Raw genomic sequence first — 12,994 nt, 5'->3', positions numbered from 1 at the left:
CACCCGCCCCCACCAGTCCCTCTCAGCGGCTCAACCGCCCGAACCGCCGTACCGCCAGTGGGAAGAACACCGCCAGCAGGATCAGTGGCCAGACGACCGCCGCCCAGACGTGGCCCGGTTCGCCGCCCGGGGTTCCGAACAGGTCCCGGACGGCGGTCGCCGTCTGGGACATCGGGTTCCACTCGACGACCGTGCCCAGCCAGGCGGGCATGGAGTCGGGGGTGGCGAAGGCGTTGGAGAGGAAGCCGACCGGCCAGACCAGGATCTGGACGGCCTGCAGCATCTCCGGCTTCCCCGCCACCATCGCCAGGTGGATGCCGATCCACAGCATCGCGAACCGGAACAGCAGCAACAGGCCGAGCGCGCCCAGGAACCCTCCCACCGAGCCGCTCGCCCGCCAGCCGATCGCGTACCCGACGCCTATCATCACGACCAGGCTGACCGCCGACTGGAGCATGTCGGCGGTCGAACGGCCCACCAGGACCGCCCCGTTGGTCATCGGCATCGAGCGGAAGCGGTCGATGACGCCCTTGTTGAGATCCTGGGTGACGGCGAGCATCGTGCCCTCCAGGCCGAAGGCCATGGTGAGCGCCAGCATGCCGGGCACCAGGTAGTCGAGGTACTCGCCCTGCACCCCCCGGCCGCCGCCGATGAGGTAGCCGAACATCAGCAGCAGCATCACGGGGAAGATGAGCCCGACGATCACCTGGACCGGTTGCCGCGCCCAGTGGGCGAGTTCGCGGCGGGTCATGGTCCAGGAGTCGGTCAGTGCGTATGTGGTCACACGGCCTCCTTCACGCGGTCAGCCGTCAGGTGCAGGAACACTTCGTCCAGCGTCGGGCGCCGCAGGGCGACGTCCTCGGCCTCGATCCCGGCCGCCTCCAGGGCCCGTACGACCCCGGAGAGCGCCGCCATCCGGTCGGTGACCGGGGCACTGAGCAGCCGGCGGTCGAGGTCGACCGAGATGTCGTCCTTCGGTACGGGCAGCAGGGCCACGGCGGCCCCCAGCTGTCCGGCGTCGCGCAGGACGACGTCGATGCGGTCGCCGCCGATCAGCCGCTTCAGCTCGTCCGCCGTGCCGTCGGCGATGACCCGGCCCCGGTCGACGACCGAGATGCGGTCGGCGAGCTGATCGGCCTCTTCCAGGTACTGGGTGGTGAGCAGGACCGTCGTACCGCCGCCGACGAGGGAGCGGACCGCGGCCCACACCTCGGTGCGGCCGCGCGGATCGAGGCCGGTCGTGGGTTCGTCCAGGAAGAGCACCTCCGGGTCGGTGATCAGGGAGGCGGCCAGGTCCAGCCGGCGGCGCATGCCGCCGCTGTACTGCTTGACCGCCTTGCGTCCGGTGTCCGCGAGACCGAAGCGCTCCAGGAGCTCGTCAGCCCGCACGCGCGCGTGGCGGGCGCCCAGGTGGTAGAGGCGGCCGAACATCTCCAGGTTCTGGCGGCCGCCGAGTTCCTCGTCGAGCGCCGCGTGCTGGCCGAGCAGGCCGATGCGGAAGCGGACCGCCTGGGCCTCGCTCAGCACATCGTGCCCCGCCACCTCGATACGGCCGCCGTCCGGCCGCAGCAGGGTGGACAGGACGCGGACCAGGGTCGTCTTGCCGGCGCCGTTCGGGCCGAGCACTCCGTGCACCGTGCCGCGCGCGACCTTGAGGTCGAGCCCGTCCAGTGCCTTCTTGTCGCCGTACTTCTTGTGTGCGCCTTCGACGGTGATCGCCGTGTCGACCAATGCCACTCCTCGCTAGTCAACTTTGACTACCAGCGGAAGGGTAATACCCCGAGCTCGATTGGTCAAACTTGATTAGTGCCGCTTCGGCTCAGCGACGGTCCCCCGGGTGCCGCTCCTCCGTGGCGAACGGGTTCTCCTGCCCCTCGGCGAGGACGCCGACGAACGGCTCACCCTCCCCCGCGAACGTGTACGCCCCGCCCTCGATCCGCTCGATGAGCCCCAGAGCCCACGCGGCCTCGGCGTCGGCGGTGTGGACCCAGAGATTCATGATCTCGCCGATGTGACCGAGCTGTTCGGGGCCCTCCTCGGGCGAGTAGTGCTCGGTGACGGCGGAGCGCCACTCCTCGATGCGCCGGATGCGCTCCTTGAGCAGCGCCACCGCCTCGGCCCTCGGCAGGTCGACGATGAAGCCGATGGCCGCCGACTTCACGTCCATCTTCTGGTCGTACGAGGTCAGCGCCTCGCGCACCAGCCTGAGGTACTCCTCGATGCCCTCGTCGGTGATCTCGTACTCGGTCCTCGGCGGCCCGCCGGCCGTGGACGGGGCGATCTCGTGCGCGTGCAGCAGTCCCTGTTTCGCCATCTGCTTCAGGGCGTGGTAGATCGAGCCGGGCTTGGCGTTGGACCACTCGTGTGCGCCCCAGTACTCCAGGTCGTTGCGCACCTGGTACCCGTGGGCCCGCCCGTGCTGACGGACCGCACCGAGCACGAGGAGACGGATCGCTGACATGCGGTCCAGGTTATGACCTCAGCTTTCGGCCGGGGCAACCAGCTCGAAGGCGGACCGGCCCTAGAACGGGAACCCGCTCCGACCGTGCTGTACCGAGATCCACTTCACCGTGGTGAACGCGTCCAGCATCGTGTCTCCGTTCAGACGGCCGACGCCGGAGTTCTTCTCGCCGCCGAAGGGGACGATCGGCTCGTCGTGGACGGTGCCGTCGTTCACGTGGAACATGCCGGTGTCGATCTGCTTGGCGAAGTTCACGCCGCGCTCGATGTTGCCGGTGTGCACCGCGCCGCTGAGGCCGTACGGCGTGTCGTTGACGAGGCGTACGGCCTCCTCCTCGCCGTCGAAGGTGATGAGGAAGGCGACCGGGCCGAAGACCTCCTGCTTCAGGAGGGGAGAGTCGGCGGGGAGGTCGGTGAGGACCGAGGGCTCGACCAGGTTGTCGGTGGTCGTGCCGTGCACCAGGGCCGTCGCGCCGTCGGCGATCGCCTGCTCGACGGTGGCCGAAAGGGCGTCCGCCTGCGAGGAGTTGATGACCGGGCCGATGATCGTCTGCGGGTCGCGCGGGTCGCCGACCTTCAGCGTCCGGACCTTGGCGACGAACTTCTCGGTGAACGCGTCGGCGACCGAGCGGTCCACCAGGACACGGTTGGCGGCCATGCAGACCTGGCCCTGATGGACGTACCTGCTGAAGACCGCCGCGTCGACCGCGTAGTCGATGTCGGCGTCGTCGAGCACCACGATCGCGCTGTTGCCGCCCAGTTCGAGGATCGAGCGCTTGAAGAGCGAGGCGCAGACGGTGGCGACATGGCGGCCCACCTTGTCGGAGCCGGTGAAGGAGATGACCTTCGGGACCGGGTGCTCGATGAAGGCGTCGCCGATCTCGGCGATGTCCGTGATGACGACGTTGAGCAGACCGGCCGGGAGACCCGCGTCCTCGAATATCTTCGCGACCAGGGAACCACCGCAGATCGGTGTGTTCTGGTGCGGCTTGAGGACGACGCCGTTGCCCAGCGCGAGGGCCGGGGCGACCGACTTGAGGGAGAGCAGGAAGGGGAAGTTGAAGGGGCTGATCACGCCCACGACACCGACCGGCACGCGGTAGACGCGGTTCTCCTTGCCGTCCACCGGAGACGGGATGATCTTGCCCTCGGGGCGCAGCGCCAGGTGGATCGCCTCGCGCAGGAACTCCTTGGCGAGGTGGAGTTCGAAGCCGGCCTTCAGATGCGTGCCGCCGAGCTCCGCGATGATCACCTCGGTGATCTCCTGCTCGCGCTCCTCGATCAGTCGCAGAGCCTTCTCGAACACCCCGCGCCGCGCATACGGATTGGTCGCGCCCCACTCCTTCTGGGCGCGGGCGGCCGCCTGGTACGCCTCGTCGACCTCGTCGACCGTGGCTATGGTGATCGACGCCAGCTTCTCACCGTCGTACGGGTTGAAGTCGATGATGTCCCAGGAACCTGTCCCCGGGCGCCACTCACCGTCGATGTACTGCTGAGCCAGGTCGGTGAAGTAGGACGACATGTGATCCCTCAATCCCTAGCAGACACCCGATCGACAGCGCTCGTCGTCGATCGACTTCACGGTCTGATCACAAGTCATCGTACTTGTGTTTCAAGAGAGTTGAAGAAGACCCCGGAGAAGATCGCGGCTCTCGTCCGGCCCCGGGCTGTCCTGCTGGAGCTCCTTGAGCGCCTTCTCGTACTGGGCCACGTCCTCGTGCTTGTCGAGGTACAGCGCGCTGGTGAGCTGCTCCAGGTAGACGACGTCCGACAGGTCGGACTCGGGGAAGCTGAGGATGGTGAACGCGCCGCTCTCGCCGGAGTGGCCGCCGAAGCTGAACGGCATGATCTGAAGCCGTACGTTGGACCGCTCGGACACCTCGATGAGGTGCTGGAGCTGATCGCGCATCACCTCGCGGTCGCCGTACGGGCGGCGCAGGGCGGCCTCGTCGAGGACGATGTGGAACTCGGGGCCGCTCTCGTCGACGAGGTACTTCTGCCGCTCCAGGCGCAGCGCCACCCGGCGCTCCACGTCCGCCGCGCTCGCGCCCTTCATACCGCGCCGGACGACCGCGCGGGCGTACGCCTCGGTCTGGAGCAGGCCGTGCACGAACTGGACTTCGTAGGCGCGGATGAGGGAGCACGCGCCCTCCAGGCCCACATATGTGGGGAACCAGCTGGGCAGGACGTCCGAATAACTGTGCCACCAGCCCGCCACGTTGGCCTCCCTGGCGAGGGAGAGCAGCGAGGTTCGCTCCGCCTCGTCCATGATGCCGTACAACGTCAGCAGATCCTCGACGTCCCGCGTCTTGAAGCTCACCCGGCCCAGTTCCATCCGGCTGATCTTCGACTCGGAGGCGCGGATGGAGTACCCCGCCGCCTCGCGTGTGATGCCGCGCGTCTCACGCAGTCGCCTGAGTTGCGAGCCGAGCAGCATCCGCCGCACCACCGATCCGGGCTCTCCCGCGCTCACGTTCGCCAGCCTCCCCAACCGTCTTCAGGGCCCGAAGTCTGCCACTAAAACACTCCGAGCAGTACTCGTCCGATTACAGAGATGGAAAGAAGCCAAAGATTCCACTCAGGTTCAAGGGAGGAGAGGCACTCAACAGGAGAGAAGTGGGCAGAAAAAATGACCAAGAAGCGGTACGGGAGGGTCCAATTCGGTCGCGTGCACGTGCATCTGCCCTTGCATCTGGTTGGCTCATCAGAAACCATGGTCCCGCGTCACCGCTGCATCTGCATCGCAACGACCGCGATTCCCGGGAGTGCCTCGCATGGGGACGAATGGATCGACCATGCTCGAGCCGTTACGGCAGGGCCTTCCGCCGCTGGATCCCGCGGCCGTGTCCAACGCCGCCTCCTGTGCCCTGCCAGCCCGCTACGAAGCGGTGCGCGAGGCGCGGCAGTTCACCGGCAGAACGCTCGACCAGTGGGACCTGGGCGACCGCTTCGACGACGTGTGCCTGGTCGTCTCCGAACTGGTCACCAACGCCCTGCGACATGCCCTGCCGGCACCCGCCCCGCTCATCGGGGAGCAGATACCGCCCGTGCGGCTGCACCTGATGCGCTGGACCGAGCGGCTGGTGTGCGCGGTGCGCGACCCGAGCGATGACAGTCCGGTCGCGCGCGATTCGGACGACTTCTCGGCGGAATCCGGCCGCGGTCTGTTCCTGGTCGACTCGTTCAGTGACAGCTGGGGCTGGCATCCGCTCGCCGGCACGCTGGGCGGCAAGGTCGTCTGGGCGCTGTTCCTGCTGCCGACACCGCATTCTTCCGAGTGAGGAACCGCGGCCCTCTTTCGGGCCGCGGTTCTACGCGCGTTACGCAAGGTCAGGGGACGACCGCCCTCAGTTGCCACCCGGCCGACCGGGTCTCAGCCCGCTGCCAAGTGGTCGAACTCGCCGTCCTTGATACCCAGAAGCATCGCCTCGATCTCCGCGCGCGTGTAGACGAGCGCGGGACCGTCCGGGAAGCGCGAGTTGCGCACCGCGACGTCGCCGCCGGGCAGCCGCGCGAACTCCACGCAGGAACCCTGCGAGTTGCTGTGCCTGCTCTTCTGCCAGGCCACCCCGTGCAGTTGGGTGGCGGCCATGCCGTTGTACACGCCGGACGCGTCGGCAACGTCGTACACGTCGTACACGTCGTGTTCCACAGGTCGCTCCCCGGTGGTGCACTGGCTGGTGAGGCCATTGATGCAATGGTCAACTTGACCCGGATCATAACCTTGTTCCCGTGCAGACGCATGGGCAGATGCACGTGCACGCGGGGTGTTCCTGCGGTTACAGCCCGGACGACCCCTTACCGAAGCTTTTCCAGCGTCTGCCCCAGAGATCGCATGACATGCGACCGCCAGCCGCCGTCCATGATCTTCCGTGCCATCAGCTGCGCCGGGTCGTCCGGGTCGAATCCCTCGTGTACTAGGAACAGACGCGTTCCGCGCCCTTCCTGTTCCAACGTCCAGGTGATGGTCCAGTCCGTCGGGTTGCCCGGATCGTTGTCGGCCCAGTGGACGCTCAGCATCCGCTCGACGTCGTAGGCGAGGACGCGCACCTCCACGGTGCCGGAGAAGCCGGTGTTGGGGCGCGGGACGGTCGTCAGCGTGTAGCGGTGGCCGATCTCGAGCCGGAAGCCCTCCGACCCCTGCATCTGCCACTGCACGAGCAGCTCGGGGTCGGTGAGGGCGCGCCAGACCTTGGCGGGCGGGTGCGGGAAGTACTGGTCCACGCGGATGACCCGGAGGTCGTCATCGGGTGCGGTGCTCATGTCGCGTCATCGTCGGGCATGCGGTCGAGCAGCTCGCCGAGTTTCTTCATACGACCGCGCCAGAACCGCTCGTACGGATGGAGCCAGTCCTGTACCTCTGCGAGCGGAGCCGCTTCGAGGCGGTAGATGCGCTGCCGGCCGGAGCGCTGCTCGGAGACGAGGCCGGCGTCCCGCAGCACCTTCAGGTGCTCGGAGAGGCTGGGGCGCCGCATGTCGAAGTGCTCGGCCAGGGTCTGGACGGACTGGGGTCCGCCGTCGCGCAGCAGCCGCAGCACCTCGCGGCGCGTGGCGTTGGCGAGCGCGGCGAAGACGCGGTCCTCGGCGGCGGTGTCCGTCCCGGCCCCGGTCGTGGTCATGGTGCGGTCAGAAGCCTTCCTTCTCCGTCAGCAGCATCAGACCGTTGCCGTCGGGGTCCGTGACGGAGGCCATCCGGCCCCAGGGGAGCTCTTCCGGACCCTGCACGGTGATCCCGGCCGCGGTGAGCCGGGCGCAGTCCGCGTCGACATCGGTCGTGACCAACATGATCCCCCGGGTCTCACCGGGCCGGAAACCACCCATGCCCGGACCGGAGAGCGTGAAGACGGTCTGCGCGCCCTTGGGGGCCACCTGGAGCCAGCGCCCCTGGGGCATGTCCCGGTCGGCGGTGACCTCGAAGCCCAGGACGTCCGTGTAGAAGCGCAGGGCGCGGTCCTGGTCGGAGACGGGAAGCGTGACGAAAGAAGCGTGTGTGATGGTCATGGACCCCAGAATAGGTAGGGAATTCCCTACGCGTCAACCGTAGGAAATTCCCTACCTATGGGTCCTCACCTGCTGGCGTACGGCAACAGCGCCATCTCCCGCGCGTTCTTGATGGCGCGGGCCAGCAGTCGCTGCTGCTGGGCGGAGATGCGGGTGACACGGCGGCTGCGGATCTTGCCGCGGTCGGAGATGAACTTCCGCAGCAGGTCGGTGTCCTTGTAGTCGATGTACTCGACCTTGGCCTGGTCCAGCGGGTTGGGGCGGTTCTTGGCGGGCTTGCGTTCGGGCTTGCGGGCCATGGGGTCAGACCTCCAGGAAGGCGTCGAAGGCGGGCGGCAGCTGCTTCCAGGCGTCCCGCCCGGCGGCGTACTCGGCGTCGGTGAGCAGACAGGACTCCAGCAGCAGTTGAAGTCCGTCGCGGTCGAGGCCGGGGGACGTGAAGACCAGGTGCTGGCAGCAGTCGCCGTGCTCGGGGTGCCAGTCCAGCGCCGCGGCCGCGCGGCGCACCGGCGGCACCATCTCCCAGGCCGCGTCCGGCAGGGAGGCGAGCCAGGGGCCCACGCTCTCCACGCACAGGGCACCGCCCGCCGCGTCCCAGTGCAGCAGCGTGTCCGGCTTGTCGGCGAGCCAGAACCGCCCCCGGCTGCGGGCGGCCGCGCAGGTCAGGTCCTCCAGTGCCGCGTACAGCCGCTCCGGGTGGAAGGGCCGGCGACGGTGCCAGACGAAGGTGGAGACGCCGTGCGCGTCGGCGTCGGCGGGGAGGAGGGCGCACGCCGGGTGCTGGGCCGCGGCGGCGGCCTCTACGTCGAAACCGGCGAGGGCGGCGTGTGCGAGTGTCGGGTCCGTACCGCCGATCGGGACCTGACGGGCCGTCGGATGCAGCTGCGCGAGCAGCTCGCGGTCCTCGTCGTCGGCCTCCGGGGAGTCGACGAGGGCGAGGACCGTGGCGTACTCCAGCTGGCGCGCGAAGGTGTCGGCGACGGTCCGCTGGTCGGTGGCCGCGGCGGCGAGGCCGCCCTCGGCCAGGTCGTCGCCGTTGCCGAGGTACGGCAGCAGCAGCGCGGGGTCGACCGCGGTGATCACGCCGGTGACGGTGAGCCCGCCGGCCGCGACCACCTCGGCCATCGCCTTGGGCTCGACGGAGTCCCACAGCTCGACGACCGCGAGCCGGGTGGTCCCGGCATCCCTCAGGCGCAGGAGTTCGGGCACCAGGTCTTCGCGCAGCGCGCAGCAGGCACAGTCGTTGACCAGCGGGGCCTCGCCGGCGGACAGGATGCCGGTGGCGTCCCGGACCGTTCGTACGACCGTGCCGGCGGCGGCCGTCGCCAGGTCGTGGTGGAGTACGACGCTGCCGGGCACGTCGGCGAGCAGCCGCTCGACGGCCGCCTCGCGGGCGTCGGCGTGCAGCCCGCCGACGATGGCGACGGACAGCATCAACCCTTCTTTCCGTACCGGCGCTCGAAGCGCTCGACGCGGCCGGCGGTGTCCAGGACGCGGGCGGTGCCGGTGTAGAAGGGGTGGCTGACGTTCGAGATCTCGACGTCGACGACCGGGTAGGTGTTGCCGTCCTCCCAGTCGATGGTCCTGTCGCTGGTCATCGTCGAGCGGGTCAGGAAGGCGTAGCTCGCCGCCCGGTCGCGGAAGACGACAGGACCGTACTCGGGGTGGATTTCCTTGCGCATGGCGGTGGTTCAGCGCTCCTCTCGGAAGTCGACGTGACGGCCGGCGACCGGGTCGTACTTGCGCAGGGTCATACGGTCCGGGTCGCTGCGGCGGTTCTTGCGGGTCACGTACGTGTAGCCGGTCCCCGCCGTGGACCGGAGCTTGATGACCGGTCGGAGTTCGTTGCGTGCCATGCTGGTATCTTACTGAAAACGACTTCCATTTGCACTACCCCATCGAGAGAGGTGCGTCACCCTTGTCCGCCCACTGCATGCTGACCGGCGCCCGGCCCGGCTTCGGCAACACGATCTCCCACTCGCACCGGCGGCACTCCCGTCGCTTCGACCCGAACATCCAGTCCAAGCGCTACTGGCTGCCCGCCGAGGGCCGCCACGTCCGGCTGAGGCTGAGCACGAAGGGCATCAAGACCGTCGACACGATCGGCATCGAGGCCGCGGTGGCCCGTATCCGCGCGCGGGGGGTCAAGGTCTGATGGCGAAGAAGAGCAAGATCGTCAAGAACGGGAAGCGGCAGGAGATCGTCGCGCGGTACGCCGAGCGCCGGGCCGAGCTGAAGGAGATCATCCGGCGGCCGTCCTCGACGGACGCCGAACGGCTCGCCGCCCAGAAGGAGTTGCGCGGGCAGCCGCGCGATGCCGCCGCCACGCGTGTGCGCAACCGCGACAGCGTGGACGGGCGGCCCCGCGGCTACTTCCGCGCTTTCGGGCTGTCGCGGGTGAATCTGCGCGGACAGGCGCACGCGGGGTACCTGCCGGGGGTCCGGAAGTCCTCCTGGTAGGTCCCCCTACCGGTAAGTACTGGTAGCTTGCTGCGATCCTTCCGGCCAGAGCTTGGGAGCTTGCAGTGACTTCGGTGACGAACGTGCGGCTCGCGGTCGCGGGTGTGGTGGGGGCGCTGATACTGACCGCCTGCGGTGGCGGCGGCTCGGACGACGACTCCACGCCAGACCCCAGCGCGTCCGCCTCCGCGACGGAAACGGCGGACACGGGCGGCGGCACCGGCGGGTCGGCGTCCGCGTCCGACGACCTTGCGGGCAGTTGGCTCGCCACCACCGACGGCCAGGCCGTCGCGCTGGTCATCACCGGCACGCAGGCCGGGCTCTTCGCCACCGGCGGGACCGTGTGCAGCGGGACCGCGGGCGAGGAGTCCGGCACGCAGACGATCAAGCTGAAGTGCACCGACGGCAACAAGGACCGGGCGGCGGGGACGGTCGACTCCGTCGACGGGACGACGCTCAAGGTGACATGGAAGAACGGGCTCGGTGAGGAGACGTACACCAAGGCCGCGGGCGGACAGCTGCCTTCGGGGCTGCCCACGGCGAGCCTCGGCTGATTCCCGGGGCCCCGGGAGATTCCGGGGCGGGGGGGTCGGCAACCGCGCCTCAGGTTCATGCGTGATGATCCATGCACGCGATCGCCCACGCCCGTGAGGAACCCCATGCGCGCCACACCTCTCGCCGTCACCGCCCTCGCCGCGGCCTTTCTGCTGACCGCCTGTAGCGACGACGGCGGCGGCAGCGGCAGCGGCAGCGGCAAGGAGCGAGACGTCCAGGAGAGCACCAAGCCCGGTGCGCCCTGCAAGATGCACAACGTCACCGTGCAGGTCGGGCCCGCCAACACCGCACCTGCCGCCGGGGACACCGGCAACCTCCCCGTCACGATCATCAACCGCGACGCCGAGTGCACCCTGGACGGCCTGCCTGCCGCCGACCTGGACACCGGGGCCTCCACCAGCACGGTCCCCGTGGACAAGGCCGCGAAGTCACAGAAACTGACCCTTGCCAAGGACACGGGCGTGTCCTTCACTCTCACCTATGTGCGGGGCGAGGAGGGCGCCGGGAAGAGCCTCGCCGCGAAGACGCTGAAGGTCTACCTGCCCGGCGACACCAGCCCCCGGGACTTCCCTTGGGGGTACGGCGTCGTCGCGCTGAAGAGCGGAAGCGAGCCGGACGCCTCGCTGAGCGGGTTCACGCAGGCCGGCGACTGAGGTTCAGCGCAGGGGCTTGTGGCGCCCGACCTGCGCCCGGTCCGCCGCCTCGGCGCCCTCCGTCCAGCCCGCCGCGTCGCCGACCCCGCGCAGCCGGGTGGTGGTCGTCTCCGGGAACATACGGTCGAGGCGGCCGGTGACGGCGAGTTCGCGGGAGGCGAGGACCGGGAGCAGGTCGCCGGTCACCTGGGTCTCGGCGGCGGCTGCGAGGCGGGTGCCGACGCGGTGGGCGTAGGCCGCGAGGAAGGACTGCCGGAAGGTCTTGGTCCGCTTGCGTCCGCCCGCACGCTGGGCGGCCTCCGCCTTCGTCATCGCGGTCTGCGCCTGCACGAGCAGCGAGGTGTAGAGGAGTTCGACCGCCTCCAGGTCGGGTTCGAAGCCGACGACCGTGGAGAAACCGAGGGGTTCGTTCCACACGGCCCGGCAGTGGTTGGCGGTGGCGACCGCGTCCAGCAGCACCGCCTTGGCCTGCTCGTACGGCGGCTCGACCCCGATCCGGCAGGCGCCCGGTGTGTCCGCCGCGGGCGACTCGGCGGACAGCAGCGCCTCGTCGATGCTGTGCCGGGCCATCAGCTCCTGCGCCTTGGCGCTGAGCGCCTCCGCTTCCTGTGGGTATCCGGTCGCCTCCGCCTTGGCGAGCAGGGCGCGGATCCGGGTGAGCATGCGGGACGCGGGCCGGTGCTGCCGCCGCGGCTCGTCCAGCGGCTCCAGCGCGGGCAGCCGCAGCAGCAGCCGGTACAGCTCCAGGACCGCCGTCGCGTGCGAGAACCGGTCGGTGCGGGGCGCGTCTTCGGCGGTCAGCTCGTCGAGTTGTGCGGTCCAGCGGGGGCCGCGCGGTCGGTCCTGCGACGCCTGCGCCCGGATGAGGGCCGATACGAGGCGCTCGTGTACGTCGTCCAGCTCGCGCCGCACAAGGCGTACGACGTCGGCGGGCTGCCAGCCGCGCCGCCAGGCCGTCGCCACGAACTCCTCGCCCCGTCGCCCGAGTTCGGCATCCGCGCCCGGGTCGGCGGCGAGGAGGGACGCGCCGGTGTCGAGGGCGGTGTCGGTGTCGCCGTAGAGGGCGGACCGGAAGGCTCGTTCGACGGTGCTGGACGTGCTGCTCACCCGGCGATCGTGCCATGGAGCCGTCTCACACACCGAAACTCGGTCGCCGTCCTGATCCGCAGCTCCAAGCATGGCGCGCATGGTGGACATGTCTTTGTACGCGACGTTTCTGGTCGCCGCCTTCGCGCTCTGTGTCACTCCCGGCCCCGACATGATGTTCATCGTGGCGATGGGCGGCCGGGCCGGTCCCACGGCGGGGGTGATGGCCGCGTTCGGAGTCGCGTGCGCGATGTTCGTGCACGCGGTCGCCGCGGCGCTCGGTCTGTCGGCGCTGTTCCTGGCACTGCCCGCGCTGTACCACGTGCTGCGCTGGGCGGGGGCGGCGTATCTGCTGTACCTGGCGGTGAAGGCGTTCCGGGACCGGGCGGTGCCGGTGGAGGAGGGGAAGGGTGCCGGGGCCGGACGGGGCCGGGCGTTCTGGCAGGGAGCGGTGACCAATCTGCTCAACCCCAAGGTGATCCTCTTCAACGTCGCCTTTCTGCCGCAGTTCGTGAATCCGGAACTCGGCCATGTACAGGGGCAGTTCCTGGTCCTCGGGGTCACGATCGTGGTCATGGGCTTCGCGGTGGACGGGTCCATCGGGCTGCTCTCCGGGAAGCTGTCGAGGCTGCTCCGCCGGAGCCGGCGGGTGGCCCGGGGGCTGAACATCTTCAGCGGGACGGTGTTCACGGGGTTGGCGGTGCGGCTGGTTGCCTCGTCCCCGAAGTAGTCACGCGAGGGTGTCAACCGGCGGTTGACACCCCCAGGAGCGCAACCTA

The 12,994-nt window shown here is 69.4% G+C and carries 20 protein-coding genes; 6 read left to right on the top strand and 14 right to left on the bottom strand.

Annotated elements, in window-relative coordinates; all coding sequences use genetic code 11:
- Positions 1-22 precede the first annotated feature (22 nt).
- From KCH87_RS42610 to KCH87_RS42590, 5 genes are all read right to left on the bottom strand, one after another.
- Positions 23-784: an ABC transporter permease gene (locus KCH87_RS42610; RefSeq protein WP_210593317.1), complete on the bottom strand. Its 762-nt coding sequence runs from the start codon at positions 782-784 to the stop codon at positions 23-25.
- Positions 781-1,731, bottom strand: a complete 951-nt coding sequence (locus KCH87_RS42605; protein WP_247197643.1) for an ATP-binding cassette domain-containing protein — start codon at positions 1,729-1,731, stop codon at positions 781-783. Before KCH87_RS42605 ends, KCH87_RS42610 begins: the two co-directional genes overlap by 4 nt.
- A gap of 88 nt (positions 1,732-1,819) precedes the next feature.
- Positions 1,820-2,461, bottom strand: a complete 642-nt coding sequence (locus KCH87_RS42600) for a PadR family transcriptional regulator (protein ID WP_210593315.1) — start codon at positions 2,459-2,461, stop codon at positions 1,820-1,822.
- Between the two features lie 60 nt (positions 2,462-2,521).
- Positions 2,522-3,982 (bottom strand): aldehyde dehydrogenase family protein, encoded by a 1,461-nt coding sequence (locus KCH87_RS42595; RefSeq protein ID WP_210593314.1) that lies wholly within the window; start codon positions 3,980-3,982, stop codon positions 2,522-2,524.
- 90 nt (positions 3,983-4,072) lie between these two features.
- Complete coding sequence (locus KCH87_RS42590; protein WP_210593393.1) at positions 4,073-4,897, bottom strand: helix-turn-helix transcriptional regulator; 825 nt, start codon at positions 4,895-4,897, stop codon at positions 4,073-4,075.
- Positions 4,898-5,255: 358 nt separating this feature from the next.
- On the opposite strand from KCH87_RS42590, the gene KCH87_RS42585 reads away from it, so the two are divergent.
- The gene (locus KCH87_RS42585) at positions 5,256-5,741 is read left to right on the top strand and encodes an ATP-binding protein (RefSeq protein WP_247197642.1); all 486 of its coding nucleotides are present in this window, start codon (positions 5,256-5,258) and stop codon (positions 5,739-5,741) included.
- A 92-nt stretch (positions 5,742-5,833) separates the two neighbouring features.
- Here the strand turns inward: KCH87_RS42585 and KCH87_RS42580 are convergent, their stop codons facing one another.
- From KCH87_RS42580 to rpmG, 8 genes are all read right to left on the bottom strand, one after another.
- Positions 5,834-6,112, bottom strand: a complete 279-nt coding sequence (locus KCH87_RS42580; RefSeq protein WP_210593312.1) for a DUF397 domain-containing protein — start codon at positions 6,110-6,112, stop codon at positions 5,834-5,836.
- Between the two features lie 146 nt (positions 6,113-6,258).
- Positions 6,259-6,723 carry an SRPBCC domain-containing protein gene (locus tag KCH87_RS42575; protein ID WP_210593311.1) on the bottom strand — a complete coding sequence of 155 codons (465 nt, stop codon included), beginning with the start codon at positions 6,721-6,723 and terminating at the stop codon, positions 6,259-6,261.
- The gene (locus KCH87_RS42570; RefSeq protein WP_210593310.1) at positions 6,720-7,079 is read right to left on the bottom strand and encodes a helix-turn-helix transcriptional regulator; all 360 of its coding nucleotides are present in this window, start codon (positions 7,077-7,079) and stop codon (positions 6,720-6,722) included. Before KCH87_RS42570 ends, KCH87_RS42575 begins: the two co-directional genes overlap by 4 nt.
- Before the next feature lie 7 nt (positions 7,080-7,086).
- Entirely contained in the window at positions 7,087-7,461 is a 375-nt protein-coding gene (locus KCH87_RS42565; protein ID WP_210593309.1) for a VOC family protein, read from the bottom strand.
- Positions 7,462-7,526: 65 nt separating this feature from the next.
- Positions 7,527-7,760, bottom strand: a complete 234-nt coding sequence (rpsR, locus tag KCH87_RS42560) for a 30S ribosomal protein S18 (protein ID WP_210593308.1) — start codon at positions 7,758-7,760, stop codon at positions 7,527-7,529.
- A gap of 4 nt (positions 7,761-7,764) precedes the next feature.
- A complete protein-coding gene (locus tag KCH87_RS42555; protein WP_210593307.1) occupies positions 7,765-8,895 on the bottom strand; it encodes a GTP-binding protein in 1,131 nt (376 codons plus the stop codon).
- On the bottom strand, positions 8,895-9,143 hold the full coding sequence (locus KCH87_RS42550) for a type B 50S ribosomal protein L31 (RefSeq protein ID WP_210593306.1): 249 nt from the start codon (positions 9,141-9,143) through the stop codon (positions 8,895-8,897). Before KCH87_RS42550 ends, KCH87_RS42555 begins: the two co-directional genes overlap by 1 nt.
- 9 nt (positions 9,144-9,152) lie before the next feature.
- Positions 9,153-9,317: a 50S ribosomal protein L33 gene (rpmG, locus tag KCH87_RS42545; RefSeq protein ID WP_152776507.1), complete on the bottom strand. Its 165-nt coding sequence runs from the start codon at positions 9,315-9,317 to the stop codon at positions 9,153-9,155.
- Positions 9,318-9,379: 62 nt separating this feature from the next.
- Between rpmG and rpmB the strand changes: the two genes are divergently transcribed.
- From rpmB to KCH87_RS42525, 4 genes are all read left to right on the top strand, one after another.
- Positions 9,380-9,616 carry a 50S ribosomal protein L28 gene (rpmB, locus tag KCH87_RS42540; RefSeq protein ID WP_210593305.1) on the top strand — a complete coding sequence of 79 codons (237 nt, stop codon included), beginning with the start codon at positions 9,380-9,382 and terminating at the stop codon, positions 9,614-9,616.
- On the top strand, positions 9,616-9,921 hold the full coding sequence (gene rpsN, locus KCH87_RS42535) for a 30S ribosomal protein S14 (protein WP_210593304.1): 306 nt from the start codon (positions 9,616-9,618) through the stop codon (positions 9,919-9,921). Before rpmB ends, rpsN begins: the two co-directional genes overlap by 1 nt.
- 65 nt (positions 9,922-9,986) lie before the next feature.
- The gene (locus KCH87_RS42530) at positions 9,987-10,475 is read left to right on the top strand and encodes a hypothetical protein (RefSeq protein ID WP_308299051.1); all 489 of its coding nucleotides are present in this window, start codon (positions 9,987-9,989) and stop codon (positions 10,473-10,475) included.
- Between the two features lie 105 nt (positions 10,476-10,580).
- Positions 10,581-11,129, top strand: coding sequence for a DUF4232 domain-containing protein (locus tag KCH87_RS42525; protein WP_210593303.1), 549 nt, complete (start codon positions 10,581-10,583; stop codon positions 11,127-11,129).
- Between the two features lie 3 nt (positions 11,130-11,132).
- Here KCH87_RS42525 and KCH87_RS42520 read toward each other — a convergent pair whose 3' ends face one another.
- Entirely contained in the window at positions 11,133-12,236 is a 1,104-nt protein-coding gene (locus KCH87_RS42520) for a DUF2786 domain-containing protein (RefSeq protein ID WP_308299050.1), read from the bottom strand.
- 79 nt (positions 12,237-12,315) lie between these two features.
- Between KCH87_RS42520 and KCH87_RS42515 the strand changes: the two genes are divergently transcribed.
- On the top strand, positions 12,316-12,945 hold the full coding sequence (locus KCH87_RS42515) for a LysE family translocator (protein ID WP_210593301.1): 630 nt from the start codon (positions 12,316-12,318) through the stop codon (positions 12,943-12,945).
- Positions 12,946-12,994: the final 49 nt, after the last annotated feature.

It is taken from the genome of Streptomyces sp. GESEQ-35 (assembly GCF_017948485.1).
Taxonomy (GTDB): domain Bacteria; phylum Actinomycetota; class Actinomycetes; order Streptomycetales; family Streptomycetaceae; genus Streptomyces.
This window is presented reverse-complemented; position numbering and strand designations above follow the sequence as displayed.

Excerpts from the sequence above, each read along its gene's own strand:
- KCH87_RS42525 (WP_210593303.1), top strand. The coding sequence starts at position 10,581 with ATGCGCGCCACACCTCTCGCCGTCACCGCCCTCGCCGCGGCCTTTCTG.
- rpmG (WP_152776507.1), bottom strand. The coding sequence starts at position 9,317 with ATGGCACGCAACGAACTCCGACCGGTCATCAAGCTCCGGTCCACGGCG.
- KCH87_RS42555 (WP_210593307.1), bottom strand. The coding sequence starts at position 8,895 with ATGCTGTCCGTCGCCATCGTCGGCGGGCTGCACGCCGACGCCCGCGAG.
- KCH87_RS42550 (WP_210593306.1), bottom strand. The coding sequence starts at position 9,143 with ATGCGCAAGGAAATCCACCCCGAGTACGGTCCTGTCGTCTTCCGCGAC.
- KCH87_RS42565 (WP_210593309.1), bottom strand. The coding sequence starts at position 7,461 with ATGACCATCACACACGCTTCTTTCGTCACGCTTCCCGTCTCCGACCAG.
- KCH87_RS42575 (WP_210593311.1), bottom strand. The coding sequence starts at position 6,723 with ATGAGCACCGCACCCGATGACGACCTCCGGGTCATCCGCGTGGACCAG.
- KCH87_RS42590 (WP_210593393.1), bottom strand. The coding sequence starts at position 4,897 with ATGCTGCTCGGCTCGCAACTCAGGCGACTGCGTGAGACGCGCGGCATC.
- KCH87_RS42600 (WP_210593315.1), bottom strand. The coding sequence starts at position 2,461 with ATGTCAGCGATCCGTCTCCTCGTGCTCGGTGCGGTCCGTCAGCACGGG.
- KCH87_RS42595 (WP_210593314.1), bottom strand. The coding sequence starts at position 3,982 with ATGTCGTCCTACTTCACCGACCTGGCTCAGCAGTACATCGACGGTGAG.
- rpsR (WP_210593308.1), bottom strand. The coding sequence starts at position 7,760 with ATGGCCCGCAAGCCCGAACGCAAGCCCGCCAAGAACCGCCCCAACCCG.
- rpsN (WP_210593304.1), top strand. The coding sequence starts at position 9,616 with ATGGCGAAGAAGAGCAAGATCGTCAAGAACGGGAAGCGGCAGGAGATC.
- KCH87_RS42570 (WP_210593310.1), bottom strand. The coding sequence starts at position 7,079 with ATGACCACGACCGGGGCCGGGACGGACACCGCCGCCGAGGACCGCGTC.
- KCH87_RS42515 (WP_210593301.1), top strand. The coding sequence starts at position 12,316 with ATGGTGGACATGTCTTTGTACGCGACGTTTCTGGTCGCCGCCTTCGCG.
- KCH87_RS42585 (WP_247197642.1), top strand. The coding sequence starts at position 5,256 with ATGCTCGAGCCGTTACGGCAGGGCCTTCCGCCGCTGGATCCCGCGGCC.